The following is a 23,376-nucleotide window of genomic DNA, read 5'->3' on the forward strand; positions in this document are numbered from 1 at the left end:
AAGCCATAAGCAAGATTCTTGTTAATGGACGGCATTCCGCCGCTTGACTACACTGAGGTGGCGAACAGGGCGATTGGGCAGCAGTTTAGCAGCGGCAAGCCCTGGTCAGGACATTCACAAGGGGGAACATTATGCACACCATGTCACGAACAGCGCTTGAGGAACAGATCGCCCGCGTCATTGAGCGGATGAAGGATATGAAAGGCTCCATTCAGGAGACCGCCCCGATCGGCATCATCTCGATGGACAACTGGGAATGGCCGCAGGGGGTGGGACTGTTTGCCCTATACAGCTACTACCGGGAGAACCGGGAGGAGGAGATTCTGCGCTATTTGACCGGCTGGTTCGACAGCAAGCTTGACGGGGGCATCCCGGAGAAAAACGTCAATACCATGTGCCCGATGCTTACCCTAAGCTATCTGGCAGAGGAGACCGGGCGCGCGGATTATCTCCGGCTATGCCGGGAATGGCTGGAGTACGTGCTGTATGACATGCCCCGCACGGAGGAAGGCGGGCTTCAGCATGAGGTGACCGGCAGTCCGAATACCGGACAGCTCTGGGACGACACGCTGTATATGACAGTGCTGTTCGTGGCCCGGATGGGGATCTTACTGAAGGAGGAGGAGTGCATTCAGGAGAGCATCCGCCAGTTTCTGGTCCATCTTAAGTATCTGACTGATCCCGTGACCGGATTGTTCTTCCACGGCTGGACCTTCGAGGGCAGCCATCACTTTGCCCGGGCCCTGTGGGCGCGCGGCAATTCCTGGTATACCGCCGGGCTGGCGGATTATCTGGAGATGGTGGAGCTGCCGTCAGGGGTGAGCAGCTTCCTGCTGTCCTCGCTTACGCGCCAGGTGAACAAGCTGACGGAGCTGCAAGACCCGTCAGGGGCATGGCACACCCTGCTGGACGACAGCAGCTCGTATCTGGAGACCTCGGCTACCGCCGCCTTTGCTTACGGCATGCTGAAGGCAGTGCGGCAGGGTCTGCTGCCTGAGGACTGCCGCAAGCCTGCAATGGCAGCGCTTCAGTACGTGCTGAGCCAGATTGATGAAGAAGGCGTGGTGCAGGGAGTGTCCTATGGCACCGGCATGGGGGCTACCCTACAGGACTACCGCGAGATTCCGGTCTGCCCGATGCCGTACGGGCAATCCATGGCGCTCCTGCTGCTGGTGGAGGCGATGAAGCATGTATAATTCCGCCAGTACCCATTCTTCCAGCACCAAGGGGCTGCCGGGGCTGGACCGGGTTGCCTTCCATAACGTTGCCGAGCTGGAACCGGCAGCGGGCTACGGATTGTATCTCCGCCGCATTCCGCGCAGCGTCAGGGAGCATCTGAATGAGCGGGGGCGGTTCATCGCCGGGGAAGCGGGCGGCTGCGAGCTCCGGTTCGTCACCACGGCTCCGAATATCCGTGTCACGCTTACTTTACCTGAGACTGACGGCAGCGTAACGGTATACAAGGGCGGGCTGTTCCACTCCAGACATGAGCTTCAGGCCGGGACGATCCGCACCCTCCAGTTAAGCGAACCGCCAAGGCTGGCGGTGGCGGAGCGTGATCTGCTGATGGCAGCGGGCTTTGCGCCGGAGGTATGGCGGATCTGCTTCGGACGGTATGCCTGTGTGGTCTGCGGCATTGAGACCTTCGGCCATCCACTCCGTCCGCCGGTGGAAGGGGAGACCCCCGGCAAGCGCTGGATTGCTTACGGCTCATCCATCACCTATGGAGAGAACGGCAGCCTGCCGTATATTGCCCACGCGGCAAGAAGGCTGGCCGCCGATGTACTGGGTCTCGGCATGAGCGGCTCCTGCCACTGTGAACGGGAGATGAGTAATTATCTTGCGGCGCAGCAGGACTGGTCGTTCATGACGCTGGAGCTGGGCGTGAATATGCGTGACCACATGTCCCCGGACGAATTCCGTGAGCGGACCGGCTATCTGCTGGACCAGCTGGTAAGCAGGCATCCGGAGAAGCCGGTGGCGGTCATTACGATCTACCCCAATTTTGCAGGGTTCCCGGGAAGCGGGATAGCGGAGAAGGATGTTCAGTTCAACGATATTCTGCGCAGTCATGTGAAGCGTCTGGACCACCCGAAGCTGAGCCTGATCGAGGGAAACAAAGTGCTGGACGACCTTGCCGGGCTGTCCTGCGACCTGATTCACCCGGGGGATGAGGGACATATACGGATGGGGGAGAATCTGGCCCGGGTGCTGGAAGGAATCCTGTAAACCCAGGCGGTATAAGGGTTCAGCGGCGATTAACAGAAAAACTGGATATTGCTCTGGCCCGCTAAAGCAGCTATGGTGAGGACATGAAATCGGCCATTTCAGCTCCATAGCATTCATTCATCACGCAATCACGCATCACACGCAAGTGAAAGGAGGCACCGTAATGAAAGCGAATACAAGCAATGAGGCGGTGCTGCGGCTGGACACTTCACGGCAGAGCGGAAGCAGCCGCAGACGCTTCTGGCAGACCCGCCGCTTCAAGAATAATGTCCCCCTGTGGGTCATGTTCGTTCCGGTTATCGCATTTTATATCATTTTCAAATACACCCCTATGCTGGGGCTGGTCATCGCCTTCAAGGATTATACCTTCTATGAGGGGGTATGGGGCAGCCAGTGGGTCGGCATGGACAATTTCACCAATCTGTTCACCCAGGCGCAATCGGTACAGATTATCCGCAATACGCTGGTGCTCAGTATATTGTCGGTGCTGGTCAGCTTTCCGTTCCCGATTGCCCTGGCGATTATGCTCAATGAGGTCCGGAACAAGTTTTTCAAAAAATCAGTCCAGACCCTCGTCTACCTGCCTTACTTTTTCTCCTGGGTCATTGTCGGCGGGCTGGTAGTAACGATCTTTGCCCAGACCGGGGTAGCCAATGCGGTGGTTGAGAAGCTGACCGGCCAGGCTTTTCCCTTCCTGTTCAAGGAGTGGTCCTGGGTCTCGATCTTCCTCGGCTCGGGAATCTGGAAGGATGCGGGCTTCAATGCCATTATCTATCTGGCTGCGCTAACCTCCATCGACCCCAGTCTCTATGAGGCGGCGAGTATGGACGGGGCAGGCAAATGGAAGCAGATCCGCCATATTACGCTACCCGGGATCAGTCCGACCATCGTCATTATGCTGATTCTGGCCATGGGACGGGTGATGGAGGTGGGCTTCGACCATGTCTACGTGCTGCAGAATTCGATTGTATCCGGGATCTCCGAGGTCATCAGCACCTACATCTACGCGATTGGCCTGCAAGGCGGACAGTTCAGCCTGACGGCTGCCCTGGGGATGTTCGATTCTCTGGTGGCGCTGACCTTGGTGCTGATCTCCAACGCCATTGCCCGGCGCTTCAATAAAGGCTTGTGGTAACAGGAGGACACTATTTATGCAAAGTACAAAAGGTGAAAAAGTATTCTACAGCTTCAATTATCTGCTGCTTACGCTCGCAGGCATTCTCTGTCTGCTGCCGCTGCTCCATCTGGCCTCCCTGTCGCTCAGCGGCAAGGATGCGGTGCTCTCCGGCTTTGTCACCCTATGGCCGGTGGAATTCACACTCAGCTCGTATACCATGCTGTTCGAGGGAACGCCGGTGGTACGCGCTTTTGGCAACAGCCTGCTGATTACTCTGGTCGGTGTGGCCGCCAGCATGCTGTTCACCATCTTCGCCGCTTATCCCTTATCCCGCCGTGATTTCTACGGAAGACGCACGCTGACCCTGGCGATTGTGTTCACCATGCTGTTCACGGGCGGACTGATTCCGACCTATCTCGTGGTCAGCAGTCTCGGCCTGGTGGATTCGTATTCGGCACTGTGGCTGCCCGCTCTGGTCAGCACTTATAATATGATGATCATGCGGTCTTTTTTCGAGAACATCCCGGAGGAGCTGGTAGAAGCGGCCCGAATTGACGGCTCCGGCGAATGGCGGCTGCTGGCGGGCATTATTCTGCCACTGTCCCTGCCTGTGCTGGCGACCATCGGCCTCTTCTACGGCGTGTATTACTGGAATTCCTTCTTTAACGTAATGATCTATATGAACAGCCCGGAGAAAATCAATCTGACCGTGCTCATCCAGCAGATGGTGAAGAGCCAGGCCGTCCTGCAGGAGCTGAATACGATGAACTCGCAGGAGGTTGTCAATATTACACCGGAGGGCATCAAGGCCGCCGGGATTATGGTGATGGTTATTCCGATGCTGATCGTGTATCCGCTGCTGCAACGGTATTTTGTCAAAGGCGTGACTATCGGTGCGATCAAGGGTTAACCGCTGCATCCTATCCGAACGATCAAGAACACCACAATAGGAGGGTCACATTCATATGTCCAAACCACTATGGTTTAGAAAAAAAACCGCTGCCGGAGCAGCCTCCCTGATGCTCGTTATCGCTGTCACAGGCTGCGGCGGCAATAATGCCGCCACGCAGGGCGCAGACGGGGGCAAGGGAGAAGCTTCGGGGAAACGCGGCTCCATCACCGTCTCTCTATATGACCGCGGCAGCGTGCCGGCGGAAGAGGGGACAATGAGCGACAACCGCTGGACGAAATGGGTCAACGAGAACGGCCCGGTGAACGTCAAATACATTACGGTTCCGCGCTTCGAATCCCTGCAAAAGTTCAATGTGCTGTTCGCGTCGAAGTCTGCCCCGGATCTGATCTTTGAATTTGATACCGCTTACCAGGGCCAGCTCTATAACCAGAAGCAGCTGCTTCCGCTGGATGACCTGATCAAGAACAGCAGTACAGAGTATAAAGCGATGCTGGAGAAATATCCGGCGCTGCGCAAGGCAGGCACTATGGCGGACGGCAAGCTGTATACGGTGGGGCGTCCGGTCCAGTTCGGCCCGCAGCACTATCTGTTTATCCGCAATGACTGGCTGAAGAAGCTGAATTTGCAGGTGCCTACTACACCCGAAGAACTGCTGAATGTGGCAAAAGCGTTCACCGAGCAGGACCCGGACGGCAACGGCAAGGCGGATACGTACGGGACCGGACTCAGCTTCGTGGCCGGCATTATTCTGAACAACATGTTCGGTACCGGATTTACGCTGTTCGGCGAAGACCAGTACCCGTGGGTGCTGGAGAATGACCAGGTGGTGCATGACTGGGACCGGATTCAGGCGGCGCTCTCCTTCCAGAAGCAGCTGTATGCGGCCGGTGTGGCGGATAAGGATTTCGTCACCGATAAGAACGGCGAGAAGCAGAAGCAGGACTGGATCTCCGGCAAGCTGGGGATTTACGGGGCCAACGGTGCCGATATCGGCACCTATGAGACGCTGATGAAGAATTCTCCTGAAGCCGAGGTCATTCCGATTGCCTTGCCGACGACAGAGTTCGGGCAGTTCAGCCCGACCCTGACCACCCCGATCCAAATGACCGGTATGGTGAACGCAGCGGCCAAGGACCCTGAGTCTGTAATGAAAATGATTGATTTCATGGTCACGGAGCAGTACACCACTACGATCCAGAACGGCATTGAAGGCGTGCACTACAAGAAAACTGCCGACGGCCGTGCGGAGGTAATCGACCCTGAGAAGAACAAGAAGGAGCTGGAGTACAACCGCGATATGGGCATGCTGACTCCGCTGATCGGCAAGAATTACGGGCTGAAGAACAAGGTTAACCCTACCCCTGCCGAGCAGAGTTTAATCAAAATCTATGAAATGTCTGAAAAGCTGTATATGGATCCTGCCCGCCCGATTGTCGGCATTACGCAAAAGGCTTTCCTGCCGCTGCTGCCGCAGGATCTGACCCAGATCAACACGAACGCGAATAAAACGATTCTCGACCGGGCCATGCAGGCCATTGTCAGCTCTGATCCCGGTTCAGTGGACCAGTTCATTGCAGAAGCGAAAGGAATCTGGGAGAAGGCAGGCGGACCCAAGGTCGATGAGTTCTATGCAGCCTGGTATCAGGACCATAAAGCGGATGCGATCATGCTGAAGGATATTTATGAGATGGGCAAACAGCTGGACACGGCCGAATAAACGGAATTCCGGCATAGGAGGCGAGCAAGCGTTGAACAATGGGGTAAGGGCAATTCTGGAGCAGAGCTTTGCGGCTGCCTCGGAGGGGATTGTGGTGGAGGAAGGGCTGGTGCGCTACAATTGGCCCGGCCACACCCGGCAGGTATCACAGCTGCCGTACTGTCATGAGGCGCGGTTCTCAGCAGGGTATTATGCCTATGGCACACTGCTGGGCCGGCTGGAGGAGCAGGCCGGGCTGGAGATGCTTGAGGCCATCGCCCGGCTGCAGTTTACAGATCCGGAGCATCCGGATTACGGGGGATTCCTCTGGTACCGGGAGGAGAGCGGGATACAGGATTCGAATGCGGCATTTTTTATCCTCATGCCGCTTATAACGGTACGTCTTAGCAAGCCGGAGGTATTCCCGGCCAGTCATCTGGAGGTGATGCAGCGGATGTTCGGCCATGCGGCGGCCTGGTTCTCCAGGGAATGCCGGACCCCGGAGCTGTTCTACCCGAACAAGACGATGAGCGACGGCGCCATGCTGCTGGCCATCGCCCACTTCCTGGAGGAGCCTGAGCATCTGCAGACCGCATGCGGATATTTCGCCAGATGGGCGGAATATACCGGCCGCCGGGGCTGGGGCTGGGGAGAGAATATCAGCCTCGTCTACCAGGGGGTGATGATGAATGCGCTGAGGATTGCCGGTTCGGTGCTTCAGCAGCATGACCGGGAGCTGGCCGGGCGGCTGTCAGAGCATATGGATACCCTGAAGAGCATTCTCGTGTTCCATGACGGGGAGGAATTGGTTCCCACCATCCGCAGCTACAACTTCCGGGGAGAGACGCAGCGGCCGAGCCTGCTGTGGGCGATTGCGGGTGTAGCCGAGTTCAGCCGTCTGGCGGAACAGAAGTTTTCGCTTAATGATGTGGCGGCACTGCTCCTGTTTGAAGAGGAGCTGCTTCAAGGGGGTGCCCCCTTGGCTGCGCTGCCCGTACCCCGGATGCTGGAGGAACGGATCTTCGATGCCTCGTGTTCCTACAGCTGGATCGGACGGCATACCCGGCTGGGCAGCATCAACCGCTTTCCGGTGATGCCGGGCAGCTACCAGCATCCCACCTGGGGGCTGGGCTGGCAGAGCTTTCCGGTCAGCTTCAGCGTGAAGGATCAGCAGGTATCCTATCTGCGGTGGTACGTGGATGATTCCACAGCCGTGCGGACGCATCCGGCGGAGGATTACCGGACCGCCTATCTGATGCCCGCGCTGTTTGCAAAACCGCTGTACCCGGAGGTGAAGACCCGCTCGGCCCAGCAGGCGAATGCGCTGGTGGTGGTCCGCTCAATGACCCGGCTGCATAACCGGGCTGCGGAGATCGCGGATGAATGGGTCATCCACCGCTATGACGGTGAGGTGGAGCGGGTAGTGAACGCCGCCGGGGACCGGGAATGGCTGGTCCTGCGTTATCCGGGCTGTGCGGTGGCGGTCACGGCGCTCAGTGGGATTTGTGCCGGAGCGGAGGCGCGTGCCGCGCAGCCTGTCACTGTGGTGCGGGAGGAAGGGAGGATCAGGCTCCGCCAGGTCCTCTATTCCGGCGACAGCACCCTGCTGGCGCAGTCCCGCCTGGAAACGGGCTGGGCGGTAGTATGTCTGGACGAGGCAGCGGAAGCTGGCGATGTCCGCAGACTGCTGGATGCGGTGCGGATCGAAGACATCGAGACGGACGATCGGGAGGTGCCGCGGGAGCCATGGGCTCAGATCCGCAGCATTAAGCTGACTGCGGGCCACCAGCCCCCGGTTCAGCTCACCGTTGATCCGTACGCCCCTTAACCAACTTAACCAAGCCGCGCAGTTCAAGCGGCAAGCCTTTCTGTTCGTTGTTATTCATTACTGTATTCCTTTCTGTTCCTTGCATGGTCCTTTGACCCATTGCATGCCTCAGGGGTTGCCGTGTCCCGATTAAGGTGCAGGCGGAAGCAGTAGGCTTAATTGCACTCCATACAACTAAATCGTCCGATGTACCGCCGAATATCCATTTAGCTGTATTTGGTACAACTAAAATCCCCCTATACCCCGCTTCTCACCCATTTGGGTGAATTTAGTTGTACAGAATGCAGTTAGAAGACGAAATCCTTCCGTTTCACGGTTTTTAAATGTACAAAATACAACTATCGCTAAATGTTCGCGTCGAACGCAGTTCCATAGAGGCCGCATTTATCGCTGAAACGGTGCCGCCCCTAAAAGGACGGCAAGGCCGTTTCCACTTAATTTCCGTATCTATGGGCTGCATCTATGGAATGAATTCACTGCTTAAGTTCGGATGCTCAACCGGAACACTATACATGCTTCCATACGGAAAGGTGGCTATTATGAGACAATCCAATCGGAAACCGTTCTTTGTATGCGCTATCATTATGCTGCTGCTGACAGGTCTTCTCCCGGCAAATCCTGGTTCGGTGGCCCGGGCAGACAGCACCTATAAGCTGGATGAGACGTTCGAGTCGTATAGCCCCGGCACGAAGCCGGCCGGCTGGACCATCAAGACGCCGCCGCAGGGGGTGAGCGTTGCCGTACAGACCTGGGAAGGCTACGCTGGCAAGCTGCTGGAGATTCAGCAGGCAGCCAAAACAGCGGGCAGCTATATTATAAGCAGATCCGTTACGGATGTTACGTACAGAAGCCTGTTAAGCTATTCGTTCAGAGCGGAGCAGACCGGAGCGGTGATCTACCTGCCCACCCCGCAGAGCGGCTCTGTCACGCTGGTGAAGTTCGCCATTAATAATGGTGCGTTCAGTTATATGAAAAAAGGTGCCGGATCATGGACCTCTGTAATGCCAATATCGGCAGGGGTGTGGTATGACGTACGGGTGGCCTTCGACAGCGGCAGCTACAACTTCGATCTGTCCATTGACGGCAATCGTCTGCTGACGAAGGAGCCCATGGCCGAGGGAGGAGCGTTATCCTTATTCTACATGGGTTTTTATAAGGACAGCATCGGCAAGATAGGTTTTGACGATTTTATTGTAAGCGGATACAAACAGGCGGTAAGTGCAGCCTTCTCCCAGCAGTCTTACGGGCTGCGAAGAGGGGAGAAGCTGTCCTTGCCGCTCCAGTTCACACCTGCAGATGCTACGGATCAGACGGCAGCCTGGTCCACCGGCAGCGCAGAGGTGGCAACGGTGGACGCCAACGGTCTGGTTACTGGTATCCGCGAGGGGGTGACGACCGTTACGGCACAGCCGAACGAGGCGCTTCCGGCGGTAACCGCTACGGTAGCCGTCTACGAAGATCCGATCACGGATATTGTACTCGCTCCGCTTCAGCGGGCGGTTCCTGTAGGCTCCCGTGTGGTGTTACAGGCAACAGTATCACCGGAAGACAACACGGATACAGGCATCCGGTGGGGAACAGAGGACGAGAGCATTGCCGTGATTGACCGCTATGGAGAGCTGACGGGGGTAAGCGCCGGAACGACTGAAGTGTTCGTCACGGATGAGACCGGAAGCGTCCGCGCGGAGACGGAAGTCACCGTCACCGGAAGAACGACAGGTCAAGAGCTGTATGTCGCTCCTGGCGGGAACGACAGCAATAATGGTACCGAAGCGGCGCCTTTCCGGACGATTGCCCGTGCCCAGCAGGCGGTACGCCTGTTGAATGAGGATATGGACGCCGACATTGTTGTCAATCTGAGGGAAGGGATGTATACGCTGACGGAGCCGCTGGAATTCACACCGGAGGATTCGGGGACGAACGGCTATTTTGTCACTTACCGCAGCTACCCCGGGGAGCAGGCAGCCATCAGCGGCGGGCGGTCCGTCACAGGCTGGACGGTGTTCGACAGCGCCAAGGGCATCTACCGGGCGGATGTCGGAACCGGCCTTCAGACAAGGCAGCTGTTCGTAGATGGCATCCGGGCAGTCCGGGCCCGGAGCACTGCGGGACTCGTGAATCCGCTGAAGACGGCAACCGGCTATACCTCGGATAATACGGAGCTTGCCGGGTGGAACAATACGTCCGATATAGAGCTGGTCTTCAATGAGCTGTGGACGAATTCCCGGATTAAGGTAGGGTCGGTAACCGCTTCAGGCGGCAAAGCACAGATCGTCCTGCAGGAGCCGGGCCGGAGCGCGGTCTTTAACCGGGGATTAACCTCGGCGACTGTACCTGTCTATTATGAGAATGCTATGGAGCTGCTGGATGAGGCCGGGGAATGGTACTATAACCGGAATGAAGGTATGCTGTATTACAAACCGCGTGCCTGGGAGAATCTGTCCACGGCCAAGGTTGTGGTTCCTGTACTGGAACAGCTTGCCACAGTCTATGGCAGCTCGGCTGACGAGCCGGTGCGCAATCTGAATTTTGAAGGCCTGAAATTCATGTATACCACCTGGAACCGGCCGAGTACGGCAGCGGGACACTCCGATTCCCAGAACAACCATCTGCGTTATCCGTCGATCCCCGATGAGCTGACCGATGCGGCGGTGATGCTGGAGCTGGCCAATACGGTGAATTTCCGCAACAATGAATTCACCAAGCTGGGCATTACGGCCGTACGGATGCAGAACGGTGTACAGAACAGCCGGATGGAAGGCAACCGCTTCTATGACATTTCAGGCAGTGCGCTGAACGTGGGACAGCCGAATTCCTCCGACCGGAATATCTATCATCCGGCAGACCACAGGCTGCTGATGAAGAATAATGATGTGCTGAACAACGTGATCCACGACATCGGGATTGACTACAAATCGGCTTCCGCCGTATCTGCCGGGTATCCGATAGACATGGATATCAGTCATAATGAAATGTACAATCTGCCTTACAGCGGAACCCATATCGGGTATGGCTGGGATAAGCTGTTCGACGCCGCTACCCGGAACGTGAAGATTCAGGATAACCTGATCTATGACCTCATGGGAATGGGCTTGCGTGACGGAGGCGCCATCTACAGTCTCGGACCTACCGGAGCCACCGCAGAGGACAAAAATCTGGTCAGCGGCAACTACATCCGCAACCAGATGGACGGCAATTCTGCCCTGTACACGGATGAAGGCTCCGCCTACTGGAAATTTGAGCACAATGTGATCGACCTGAAGGATGCTCCGCTATGGCATTCAGCGTTCCGCTGGGCGATGGCGTATGTGCCGACCATCCATGATGTGGATTTCGTGAACAATTATACAACGACGGACGGCTATACCAACAACGGGCGCAATGTTCTGTTCGAGAACAATACGGTCCAGCCGGATGCACAGTGGCCTCAGGCGGCACGCTCGATCATTGATCAGGCCGGGCTTCAGCCGGAATATGCCTCTGCAGCAGACGGTCAGGTCCGCCGCTGGAAGCTTGATCCGCTTAAGCTGGCCGCGGGTGGCAGCGGACAGGTCTCAATCCATGCCATGGATGGCAAAGACCAGCCGCTGGGCAAGGAAACCAGCACCTTCTATTACGGCATTCTTGATCCGGCTGTAGCCTCGGTGAGTAGCGGGGGTGTGGTCACCGGAATCAGCCAGGGACAGACGAAGCTTATCGTGAACATCATTAACGGCTCCATTCTGCGGACCATCACAACAGATGTATTTGTGGGCGATACCTTAGCCACAGTCCGCCTGGAGGGGCATGACGGCAATGTGGCGTATATCCGTGAAGGCACAGACCTGCAATTGCAGCCTTACGGCGAGACGCTGTTCGGCAACCGCGAGGAGCTGGAGGAAGTCACCTATACGAGCAGCGATCCTTCCATCGTCAGCGTCAGCGGGGGCGGCCTGTTGACGGGGCATCAGACCGGCTCGGCTACCCTCACGTTATCGGCCGAATATCTGGGCACCGTGACCCAGGGGCAATATGAGGTTAAGGTATGGGATGAGGCCAGCCAATACGAACATCCCCTGACGGCAGAGCTGCAGGACCCGGATGGCTGGTACGTATCGGCAACCGCGAACGGGCTGAAGGAGACCTGGCAAGACAGCCTTACGCTGAGGGCCCCCGGAGGGCATGTCATCTACCAGAACCGCAAGTATCAGAATGAGCTGCTGGATTTCAAAATGAAGATCAATGACAGCGCGGCCTCCTCCAACTGGTACGCCCTGATGCTCAATAACCAGAGCAAGGAGCTAAGCTATAGCACCGGCAGCATGTATCTGGTGGTCATAGGGACATCGGGGATTGAGCTGCACCGCTTCAACGAAGGGGTACGCACCGTGATCTATGGCAAGATTGACGGCCTGACCAGCCTTGGCGGGCCGGCGATTCCGAATACGGCGATCACCTTCGGGGTGCAGAGCCGCGTTCAGCTGGGTGCTTTTCAAGAATCCGGGGGTGTACGGCTGATCCTCAAGGTTAACGGGGTGCAGATCTTTAATTATCTGGACACCGCCGCAGGAGCCATCGGTGAAGCGGGGTACTTCGGGCTGGTCTCCCGCAATGCGAGCACAGAACTGGGGTACTGACAGACGATGCTTCCCAATCCGGCCCCGTAGCCGATATTATTAAGCGATGATAGCCAACATCTGGACTTACAGGGGATGACACCGATGCATAAGAAATGGCTGTACCGACTGATTCTTTCCTACCTGCCGATCCTGTTTGCCGTGGTATTCTGCCTGATTATCCTGTTCTTCCTGACCTTAAATGAAGCGATGGAGAGACAGACAGCCAAGGCGAACGGCGTGTACGCAGAGAATGTGCTGCAGATCGTGGATACCACCTTGCGCAACCTGGAGACAACAACGATCAAAAGCCTGCTGCTGGATGAGAAGGTTGGCAGTTATTTTGACCGGCCGGGGAAGCTTGACCCTTATCAGGATTACAGGGTAACGGAGGTGCTGCTGGATTTCATGTCGCCGCTGCCGATGATTGATTCGGTCTATTTATACCGTGCGTCTGACGGCAAAGTGCTGATGCAGCATTTCGCATCCCGCCTGCCGGACTTTGGGGACCGCAGCTTTATTGAGACGGCGACGGGAAATACCGGCGGCTATGTCTGGAGCGGCATCCGTGACTTGCAGCTTTTCTCCGGGGAGGATCGGCCGAAATCAGTCATTTCACTTGTGGAGCAGGTGCCTTACTTCTCCGGCGAGCAGGGGATGATCGTCATCAACGTGCGCAAGGAATCTCTGCAGGCACTGATTCAGGATATGAATATGGCGAATACGGAAATCTGCCTAAAAGATGCCGGAGGGCGTGCCTTTGCCGGTGCGGATACCTGTTCTGACCCGCAGCTTCAGAAGCAGGCGGTCAGCCGCAGCTCCTCCTATACCGGATGGTCGATCCAGGTGGGAATGGCGCGGGCAGAGGCCTTCTCGCTGCTGTCGGCCTTCTCCAATGTCTGGGCGGTCCTGGGCTTCGCTGCAGTCGTTGGCGGGATTGCGGCCATGACCTATATCAGCCACCGGAATTACCGTCCGATTGAGCAGGTCATGAGCCGGATCTACAGGTTCGGAGAGGACCGTTCCTTCGGCTGGAAGCCGCAGAGCAAGGAGGATGATGAATTCTCTTTCATCGGCCATGCGCTGGAGAGTCTTATTGAACAGACCAACAGCTATGAGAAGCAGCAGGCGGAAGGCATCCTGCATAGGCGGAATCAATTGTTCAAGGAACTGCTGGAGAATAGCGGGCAGGAGTCGGCGGAAGTATGGAGCCGGGAAGCGGAGCGGATTGGAATGACCGGTGAATTTGCCGGCGCGGTTGTGGGAATTGCCGAGATTGATTTCTATGAGGCTTTTGCTGCAGGCTACTCTGCCCGGGACCAGGCCTTATTCAAATTCACGCTTCGCAGTGTGATTCAGGAGATCGCCGAGAAGGAAGGGGAAGCTCTCTGGACAGAGTGGATCGGACCTGGTCGTCTGGGTCTGCTGTTCCGCCGTTCTGCCGGTGGGGAGAACGCCGATGGTGCAGCGGAGAAGGCCCTAATGATTGCCGAGAGTGCCTGCTCCTGGGTGAAGCAGCATCTCAAATTCACGGCAACCTTCGGCCTCAGCGGACCTGTAGCGGGTCTCAGCGGATTATCGGATGCGTACCGCAAGGCCCTGGGGGCGCTGGAGCGCAAAATCACCGGCGGTCCCGGCCGCGTCTATGCGGCGCCAGCCGGAAGACCGCTGCCTCCGGCAGAAGGCATGGATGTGCTGGTCCAGGCCATCGGCGCCGTTCCCCAGCTGTACCGGCTGGGGAACGCGGAGTGGAAGCCGCTGATCGAGCGGATCTTTGAATTGCTGGCAGGCGGCAACTACTCCAAGGAGGATATCGTCCGGCTGCTGAGGCTGCTGGAGACCGGGCTGGCCCGGGAGATGCAGGAGCTGCCGCCGGAGATGCGGGGAATCTGGAACAACGGGCGGCTGCGGGGAATTCCGCAATCGCCGGAGTCTTTTGAATGGATTGAGGAGCTGCACGGGGAGCTGGTCTCTTCGCTGGAAGAGATGGAGGAGGCGCTGCGCAGTCTGCGGATGAACCGTGAGCAGTACACGCTCGCCAATAAGGTACGCGAATACATCGGCTGCAATTACGCTGATCCCGACTTCTCCCTGACCCATGTCGCTGACAGCTTCGCCATGAATACCAAGACGGTAAGCCGGATCTTCAAGGAGGAGATCGGCGAGAACTTCGTCGATTATCTGGCCCGCCTGCGGATGGAGGAGGCCAAGCGCCTGCTGACCGGGACCTCCGATCCGGTGCAGAGCATTGCGGAGCGTGTGGGGTATTTGTACCCCATGTCCTTCATCCGCGTCTTCAAGAAGCTTGAAGGCATCACGCCGGGCGAATACCGCAAAGCCCAGGGCAGTCCCCTGAATGGTGGTGATCTTGAGGGGGATGGGGATGGTGTTGGGAAGGATTAGGCTCATGGGCGCGTGGCATTAGCGGGGGGCGCAGCGATTACGAGCTGATAGGTGTGTAGCAAGACGGCCGGGGAACCTGGCCGTCTTGTTCGCGTGCTTGCTGCTGCGCAGGCGCTGCTGTAAATACACTACATTCGGCTATTTCGCCATTTCGCCAATCCCTCCAATCCTTCCACCCCCTCAATCCTCTCATCGGAGCGCGGATGAAGGGTATAAATACACCACATTTCCGTAAATTGGCCCTGGTGAGCGAATGAAGGGTATAAATACACCACATTTTCGGAAATCCGCCGTGGGAGCGAGGGAGAAGGGTATAAATACACCACATTTCTGAAAATCTGCCGTTGGCGCATGAGTCAAGTGTATATGTGCCCCCAACGCCGCCGTTGGCAGGTCTCGATCAGCCTCTTTTTTTCTCCCGGAACACGCCTCTCCTTATTCCCCAACCATCGGCGGGCAGTCTGCACTGCGCTAAGATTAAGCCGGATTCCGCTACCGCAACACATGAGCTTATGGCTGAATTTTCGTATGTCGTTATTATGCTAAAGAAGGGCATGATCGTCAAGGAATCGGCCTGCCGGATACGCTACTCTAAAGGGGTAGATGACATAAGGTTGGAGGGACACGATGCAGCGTTGTTTATATAGAGCCGAGTGCAGGGAGGATGCTAATCCGTCAGCGTACTGGGGCGCACAGACCGGACTGCTGAATGAACACATGGACAGGCTGGGCCTTGCACGGCTTAGTATTTTTCAGGATGGCAAGGAGCTGTTTCTGTACTATGAATGCACCAGCCGGGAGGTGGAGCCGGAGCAGTTATTTCAGGGTGCGGCAGAGATTCTTAAGGAATGGCCGGGAGGGGGGCAGCCCCGGTTGTGGGTGCCTATGATGGATATTTTTCATTATCAGCAGCCGGTCTCCGCAGAGCATTGGAAGCGCAGTCATTCGGCGGGAACCCCCTACGGACGAGTGGCGGCGCTGAAGCCGGAGCAGGTCGCAAGCTACGTGTATCACCATTACCAGTATCAGGAGGAGCGCCCGGGAGACGGCGACAAGTACGGGATCATCGGGCTGCATGAGAACCTGCTGTTTTTTTATTCCGAGCTGCCTGCAACGGTAGAGCCTGCCCCGTACGCCGGGAAGCTTGCCACGAATCTCCGGCCGGAGAACTGGGGTGAGGTGATGGACCCGCATTTCAGGAAATGGAGTGGGGTGCAGCCGGATCAGGCCATTTGGAAAAAGCTTGCGCTAGTCCTAACCATCCCCCGCCCCCATACAGGAAAAGGAGAATGATTATGCTACGTACATCCATATGTCTCAATGGTGAGTGGGATTTCATGCCGCTTTATGACCAGCCGCGCAGCCGCGCGCTTCCGGAGAGATTGCAATACGAGGCCCGCAAAATACAGGTTCCCTCGAGCTGGCGCTACAGCTATACTGCGCCTTCGGGCAGCAAATTCGGCGAAGTCCCCGAATATCAATTCCAGCCCTTCGATGTGTACAGATACCCCGAGGAATGGAATGAGGCTGAAGCCGGGGTACTCCACCGCAGCTTCCAGGTGCCGGAGACGATGCTGGGGCAGCGGATCGTACTGCGGTTCGACGGCATTATGCAAAAAGCGGCCATCTATCTGGACCGCGAGCGGGTTGCGCTCTGGGAGGACGGATTCCTGCCCTTGCGGCTGGATATCACCGCGCTGGTGAAGCCCGGCCGGGAGCAGCAGCTGCATGTAGTCTGCGGCAGCTTTGACACGGCGGTGCTCCCCTCCGGGGAGACAAAAATCACCGGACTCTCCGGCTCCTGGTTCGGCAGAATCGCCCGGGGCATCTGGCAGGATGTCTTCCTGGAGGCTTATCCGCTGGTTACGCTGGAGGATCTTACGATCCGCACCTCAGTCCGGCAGGGCAGGCTGAAAGTGGACGCTCTGATCAGCAGCACTGAAGAGGGGCTCTTACCCGAAGGACTGCGGGTGCTCCTGCAGGTTCGCGAGCGGGATTCCGTCGTCCAGTCCGCACTGGCAGAGCCGCAGAATCGGCCGCAGCCGCTGGCGGCCGCCCGTTCGCTGCCCGTCCTTGAAGCGGAAGCAGCAGTAGCGTCCCGCCCTGCGGAGGATGTTGCCGGGCGGCAGTTATGCAGCAATACCGGCAGCCGGGAATGGGGCGGAGCGGCCTTCAGCCTGCCCTGGCAGGAGGCTATGCTGTGGAGCCCGGATTCCCCTGTTCTGTATGAGCTGGAGCTTGTGCTGCAATCGGATAGTGTGGTTCTGGACCGCCGGAGCGAGACCTTCGGTTTCCGGGAGTTCTGGTGCGAGGGTCCGCAATTTATGCTGAACGGGATTCCCGTTAATCTGCGGGGGGACTCCTGGCATTTTCAGGGGGCGGCCCAGCAGACAGAGGACTATATCCGGGGCTGGTACCGGATGTGCCGGCAAGCGGGCATTAACAGCATCCGGCTGCATGCGCAGCCGTATCCGTCAGATTATCTGCGGATTGCCGATGAGGAGGGGGTGCTGATTGTCGATGAGACGGCCATCTACGGCTCCAGCAAAAGCATGGATGCGGCTCATCCCGATTTCATCGGCAATTGCTGCGCGCATGTGCAGCGGCTGGTGCAGCGGGACAAGAATCATCCTTCGGTCATTCTGTGGAGTGTGCAGAACGAGATGCGCTGGGTGGACGGACGCGATCACTACAAGCAGCATATCCCCGGCCTGATTGAACTGATGAAGGCGCTGGATGACACCCGCCCGGTCATGGTGGAAGGGGATAACCGCCTGGTCTCCAAGCAGCAGACTGAGGTGGAGAGCCGCCATTACAACATTGACGGCACGATCGCGCAGTGGGACCGGCAGGTTCCGCTCACCTTCGGCGAGCATGGCGGCTGGTGGTACATCTGTCCGCAGAACAGCAGCATGTACTCGGGAATGGATGTATATAAGGATTCGGACGCAAGTGCTGCCGGGCTGGCCATCAAGGAGCGGCTGTTCGTGGAATATGCACGGCGGCAGGGCGTATCAGGTATCTCTACCTTCAACTTTGTCCACTACTTCATGCGGGCGATGCCGGAGCAGGAGATCAAGCTGCCGCAGGCCGACCTGACCACACCCGGTCCCAAGCCTGCCGTAATTCCGGCCTACTCGCTTTCGCTGAACAACGGGCTGCTGCCGGAGGAATATCCGGTCTACAGGCCTAATCCGGCTTTTGCCATTATGGCCGCGGCCTTCAAGCCGGTCACGCTGATTGCCGCCGAATACAACCGCTGCTTCTTCGATGATGCGCCGGTCTCCCGCAGCTTCGATGTCTATAACGATACACTGTCAGCTCAGGAAGTAACGGTCGAATGTGAGGTCATGCAGGGCGGGCGCAGGGTACACAGCGAGACCTTCCGCTTCCGTCATGAGCCTGCTCAGCGCAGAAGCATCCGGCTGGAATGGATGCCGGAGGCGGTCTCCGGGGAAGGTTCTGTAGGAAGCGATGGGGCCGGAGTAGGAATAGGACCAGCGGGAGGAGAGGGGGCTAGAGTAGGCGCACCAGTAGGCGAAGGGGAAGCCAAGCTGTCCGCCCGGCTGTTCCATGGCGGCGAGCTGATGCATGAACTGAACGTAAGCTACCGTTTGGTGTCCGGGAGCTGCCGGACCGAGCCGGTGGAGATCGCCCTGTCCGCAGCTTACATCGGTTCTGACCGGGACTTCCAGGCAATTCACGCGCTGGTGCCCGCACTGGTCCGGGCAGAGCCGGACGCGGTAGAGAAGCTTGCGGCCGGGACTCTGCTGATTGTCGGCAGCAAGATGGAGGATAAGGACGGTACGCTGGACCGGAGGCTGCGAGGGTTCGTGCAGCAGGGCGGCCGGCTGCTGCTGCTGGAGCAGCTTCATCTCTCTCCCGGCAGGCTGCCGCTCACCCGCAGGGAATTCATCCGTGCACATAGCGGGGATTACGGGCATCCGGTGCTCCGGGGATTAGGCGCAGAGGATCTGATGTACTGGCATGAGGAGCTGCGCGAGGACGGGCCGCTGCCGATCATCCGGGCGGCCTTCGAGAAGCCGGTAACCGGCGACTTCACCCTGTTGCTGGAATGCAGCGCAGGGGACTTTGGAGACGGCGGCGATCTGTGGTCGCCGCTGCTGGAATACCGCAGCGGAGCGGGCATGTTCCTGGCGAATCAGCTGGAGATTATGGACCATCTCCAGCGGGTTCCCCAGGCACTGCTGCTGTTGCGCAGCCTGCTGCAGTATGCGGGCCGCGCGGTCCACGCGGCCGTTCCAACGGCTGCGCGATCCGTCGCAGCCGAGCCCGCCGCCGCGCTGGTGCCCGCGGCGGCAAGGTCCGCTGCGGTGTGGGTCCGCAGCGGCGGAATGGCGGAGGCCTTGCTCAGCAAGCTCCGCCTCAAGGGCCACATGCTGGACAGCGCCGCAGGCTTGTCCGGCCTGCCCCCCGGCCTCCTCGTCGTGGAGGCCGAACTGCTGGGCGGGCCGGGCGCGGCGGAAGCCGTGCGCCAGGCGGCCCTGGCCGGCGGCAGCGTGCTGGTGCTGCCGGCAGAGCCCGGCGGGCAGGAGGCCCTCGCCCGCCTGCTGGACGCTCCCGTGCGCATCGCGCCGCACGGGACGTATCATATGGCGGCGGACTATGCGCACGCCGCCGTCCAGGGCATCAGCCCGGTCGACCTGTTCGGCTTCGACAAGGTGCATCTCTCGCCCCGGGATGTCGTCAACTGGGAGCTGGCCGTATGCAGGCTGGAGGTGCCGGACGCGGAGGTGCTGTGCACCAGCGTGGAAGGCACAGCCTGGAAGGACTATTTCGCCGGGCAGCATACGGCGGAATACAGCCGGCTGGCGTTGGTCGAGCTGAACCGCCGCCAGGCCGCAGCTCCGGGGGCCTTTGTGATCCGGCAGGCGGCCGGAGCGGGAGAGATCCTCTGCTCGCAGCTGCTTGTGGACCAGGACAGCGACAAAAGCATCAGGCTTTACACCCGCCTGCTCGGCAATCTCGGAGGCGCGTTCGCCGATGAGCTGCTGCTTCATGACAAGGAGGATGCGCAGTGGGCGGTGGAGGCCGCAATGACGCTGTTCTGTCCGCCGCACATCGACTACGAGGCGATGAAGGACTACTATACAGACCCCGAATTCTCCCTGAATAACCTGGGGGAAGGCCTATATGGCTGGATGAAGAAAAAAGAACGCCGCCCGGACGGAACCTTCCTCATCCCCGCACCGGATGGACGCCCTCTGTTCCTGAGCTGCTTCGTGCATCTGCCGGAGACAGTGGGCAAAACAAGAACCGGCAGACTCCGGGTGAACTCGGCCTGCGCTTTTGAGATCTATATGAATGGACGGCTGGTGGCAAATCCTGAACAGGAGATTTCGCTGGTAAGCGGGATCAACCGCCTGATCGCCATCGTCCGGGGAGCGCAGGAGGATATCGCCTTCGGCATGGTGTTCCTGAATACAGACGGCACGTATATGAATGATCTGGAGTTCCGCCTGACGATGGATGAGGTGGAGCCCAAATGAGCAAGAGCAATGGAGAGGAGCAGACCGATATGAACGGCAATGAACCGGTACCATCCGCAGCATCTGCATCATCCGCACCACCCGCAGGCCCATCCGCCCACGCACAGAGTAACAAGGCTGTAGAACCGCCTAATGGAGTCAGTCTGCTTGCGCGTACAAATGAGCTGGACCAGTATTTTGCCTTCAACGATGAGGCGAGGGAGGTAGAGTTCAAGCGGCATGATATGCCGACCCCCTGGCTGAACTATTTATCCAACGGGACCTTCCATACGATGCTGTCCCATGCAGGCGGGGGACTATCTTTCTATAAATCTCCGCAGATCTGGCGGATTACCCGTTACCGTTTCTTCCATCTGCCGACCGACCGCTCCGGCCCGTATATTTACTTGCAGGATGCCGGAACAGGCAGCTACTGGTGTCCCACGTATGAGCCGGCCTTCCGGAAGCCGCAGGAATGGCGGAGCAGCCATGGCATGGGCTATACCCGCTTTGAAGCACAGGCGGATGAGCTGGCGGCGAAGACGGTTTATTTTGTCGGGCCCTATGAGAATTCCCTGATCTGGAATCTGACGCTGACGAACAATAGCGCAGAGGTCAAAGAGCTGAACGTGTATGCCTACGCCGAATTTGGGATGATGGAATTCATGCGCGAGCTGCAATGGCAATGCTATAACAAGCATCAGGTGTCGGTGCAGTACCATGACAAGGAAGCGCTGATCTACAAATACGGGGTGGAAAACCAGCCCAAGCCGGACGAAACCCCGCTGGTCTATATGATGTCCGATGCACCGCTTGCCGGATATGACGGAGACCGTGAAGAATTCATCGGCAGCTACCGCAGCGAATCCAATCCGGCCGCTATTGAGCAGGGGGGCTGCACTGGCTCGGCGATTCTGGGAGGCGACCCCTGCGGCGCACTCCAGGTTCGGGTAAGACTTGCGCCCGGTGAGACGCGCACCGTGAACTTTTTCCTCGGGACAGCGATGAACGAGGACGAGATTGAACGGGCCATCGGCCATTCGCGGGAGGCGGATTTCGTCACCCGTTCCTACGCGGCGCTTCAGGAGAACTGGGAGCGTTACCTCGGGGCCTGGAGCTGCGAGCTGCCGGATCAGGATGCACAGCGTATGCTTAACACCTGGAATCCGTACCAAGCGCAGCGGAATTTCCTGTTCTCGCGCAATATTTCGTATTATGCTACCGGAACCTTCCGGGGCGTAGGCTACCGGGATACCGCCCAGGATATTCTGGCGGTCGTACCGTACGATCCCGAGGCAGCCAAGGATAAGGTACGCCTGCTTGTGGGGCAGCAGTATCAGGACGGGCATGTGAATCATTACTTTTTCCCGAATGAGGGATGGGACCCGGTGACCAGCATCCATTCGGATGATCACCTGTGGACGGCGCTTGCCGTATGGGACATTCTGGCTGAGACCGGGGACGCGGCGTTCCTTCAGGAGAGTATCCCGTTCTATGATGGCGGTGAAGCGCCGCTGTATGATCATTTGAAGCGGGCGGTGGACTTCACCGTCTCCCGGCTGGGGCCAAACGGCTTCCCGCTGATGCTGCGCTCGGACTGGAATGACCAGCTTTTCCGCGTATGCCGTGAGGGCAGGGGAGAGAGCATCTGGACAGCGATGCAGTTCGGGACCGTGCTGCTGCGCATGAAGGATCTGGCGGCGGCCTCCGGCTACCCGGAGCATGCGGCGGAGTATGACCGGCTCTACGATGAGCAGAAGTCGCTTGTGAACACGCTGGGCTGGGACGGGCAATGGTTCCGGCGGGCGGTGATGGATGACGGGCGTTATCTGGGTACCGCTGAGCATGAGGAGGCCCAGATCTGGCTCAATGCGCAGACCTGGGCGACCCTGTCCGGGATGGCTGAGGCTGACAAGGGGCTGAAGGCGATGGACAGTGTGCGCGACATTCTCGATACAGAGCTGGGCATCAAAAAACTGCATCCGTCCATCACGAACTTCCCCGATCCCGCCGATCCGTTAACCAACTATAACAAAGGAACCGGGGAGAACGGGGCCGTCTTCTGCCACGCCAATACCTGGGCGATTATTGCGGAGTGTATGCTGGGCAGAGGGGACCAGGCGTACAAATATTACCGCCAGCTGATCCCGAACATCGCCATGGAGCAGGCCGGAATCTGGCGCTACAAAGCAGAGCCGTATGTCTATGCCTCGAACCTGTTCGGGCCGGAGTCGGACAGATTCGGTCTGGCGAATGTATCGTGGCTGACCGGGACGGCCGCGTGGATGTATGTAGCCGCTACGCAGTATATTATGGGCATCAAGCCTGTGCTGGCCGGACTGTCCATTAACCCGTGCATCCCGTCTGCCTGGGAGGGCTTCTCGGTCACCCGCCGGTTCCGTGGCTGCGAGTATGAGATTACCGTGAAGAACAACAGCCATGTCTGCTCTGGCGTTCAAGAAATCCGGGTGGACGGCGAACGGCTCGAAGGGACAGTCATCCCCCCATACCCGCACAAACAATCCGTGAAAGTGGAAGTCATACTGTAACGGTAGGCTTTCTGTAGAGACAGAGGGACTAAGTTAGATACAGAGTTTACAAGCAGTATATAAAAAGTGTCCCGTAGGCGGCTCCTAGCAATGCCCGTGCGGGACATTTTTTTGGCGTTCAACGAACAGTTGGTTGAAGTAACCAGGAACTACGCAGCTTGGAACGCGCCATGGAACCGCTGGATCAATGAGGTGCAAAAATGCACCTGAATTCGCCTAAAGTGGGAGATATGTGGAAATGAGGTGCAGAAGTACACCTGAATTCGCAGGTGAACCAGAAGTTACTGTTAATGACGTTAAACAATTCATCTTTCTATTAACCTCATTAATCGCAACCTCATTAACTCCACCAATTCCCAAGTACATTCAATAACCTCCCTAATCGGAATTCTCTTCATCCGCCCCCCAGCAATCCTGACCCTTTCTCCAGGTCAACTCACTTTCCCAAAAATCAGGCTTGCCCCCGGGTTTACTTTTACGCCTTGCGTGGTATAGTATAGGTATAAGTTGCATGAAGGAAATTTAGTTGCTCTATTGCAACAATGATTATCATTCTC

General features: G+C 57.9%; 11 protein-coding genes. All 11 read left to right on the top strand.

Going from position 1 to position 23,376, the window contains the following annotated elements:
• The first annotated feature begins 131 nt into the window (after window positions 1-131).
• The 11 genes from bglB to NST04_RS08330 all read left to right on the top strand — a co-directional run bounded on the left by bglB (window position 132) and on the right by NST04_RS08330 (window position 22,819).
• Window positions 132-1,196, top strand: a complete 1,065-nt coding sequence (gene bglB, locus NST04_RS08280; RefSeq protein WP_341183865.1) for a beta-galactosidase BglB — start codon at window positions 132-134, stop codon at window positions 1,194-1,196.
• Window positions 1,189-2,229, top strand: coding sequence for an SGNH/GDSL hydrolase family protein (locus NST04_RS08285; RefSeq protein WP_341183866.1), 1,041 nt, complete (start codon window positions 1,189-1,191; stop codon window positions 2,227-2,229). Before bglB ends, NST04_RS08285 begins: the two co-directional genes overlap by 8 nt.
• 163 nt (window positions 2,230-2,392) lie before the next feature.
• Window positions 2,393-3,364 (top strand): ABC transporter permease, encoded by a 972-nt coding sequence (locus tag NST04_RS08290; RefSeq protein WP_445667876.1) that lies wholly within the window; start codon window positions 2,393-2,395, stop codon window positions 3,362-3,364.
• 16 nt (window positions 3,365-3,380) lie between these two features.
• Entirely contained in the window at window positions 3,381-4,256 is an 876-nt protein-coding gene (locus NST04_RS08295) for a carbohydrate ABC transporter permease (RefSeq protein WP_341183867.1), read from the top strand.
• Between the two features lie 55 nt (window positions 4,257-4,311).
• Entirely contained in the window at window positions 4,312-5,976 is a 1,665-nt protein-coding gene (locus NST04_RS08300; RefSeq protein WP_341183868.1) for an extracellular solute-binding protein, read from the top strand.
• Between the two features lie 31 nt (window positions 5,977-6,007).
• Window positions 6,008-7,783 carry a hypothetical protein gene (locus tag NST04_RS08305; protein WP_341183869.1) on the top strand — a complete coding sequence of 592 codons (1,776 nt, stop codon included), beginning with the start codon at window positions 6,008-6,010 and terminating at the stop codon, window positions 7,781-7,783.
• A gap of 539 nt (window positions 7,784-8,322) precedes the next feature.
• A complete protein-coding gene (locus NST04_RS08310) occupies window positions 8,323-12,399 on the top strand; it encodes an Ig-like domain-containing protein (protein ID WP_341183870.1) in 4,077 nt (1,358 codons plus the stop codon).
• A gap of 84 nt (window positions 12,400-12,483) precedes the next feature.
• Window positions 12,484-14,781 carry a helix-turn-helix domain-containing protein gene (locus NST04_RS08315; RefSeq protein WP_341183871.1) on the top strand — a complete coding sequence of 766 codons (2,298 nt, stop codon included), beginning with the start codon at window positions 12,484-12,486 and terminating at the stop codon, window positions 14,779-14,781.
• A gap of 627 nt (window positions 14,782-15,408) precedes the next feature.
• Window positions 15,409-16,074 carry a hypothetical protein gene (locus NST04_RS08320; protein ID WP_341183872.1) on the top strand — a complete coding sequence of 222 codons (666 nt, stop codon included), beginning with the start codon at window positions 15,409-15,411 and terminating at the stop codon, window positions 16,072-16,074.
• A gap of 2 nt (window positions 16,075-16,076) precedes the next feature.
• Entirely contained in the window at window positions 16,077-20,291 is a 4,215-nt protein-coding gene (locus NST04_RS08325; protein WP_341183873.1) for a glycoside hydrolase family 2 TIM barrel-domain containing protein, read from the top strand.
• On the top strand, window positions 20,288-22,819 hold the full coding sequence (locus NST04_RS08330; RefSeq protein WP_341183874.1) for a GH36-type glycosyl hydrolase domain-containing protein: 2,532 nt from the start codon (window positions 20,288-20,290) through the stop codon (window positions 22,817-22,819). Before NST04_RS08325 ends, NST04_RS08330 begins: the two co-directional genes overlap by 4 nt.
• The last annotated feature ends 557 nt before the right edge of the window (window positions 22,820-23,376 follow it).

It is taken from the genome of Paenibacillus sp. FSL H7-0756 (assembly GCF_038006765.1).
In the GTDB taxonomy this organism is placed as follows: domain Bacteria; phylum Bacillota; class Bacilli; order Paenibacillales; family Paenibacillaceae; genus Paenibacillus_AQ.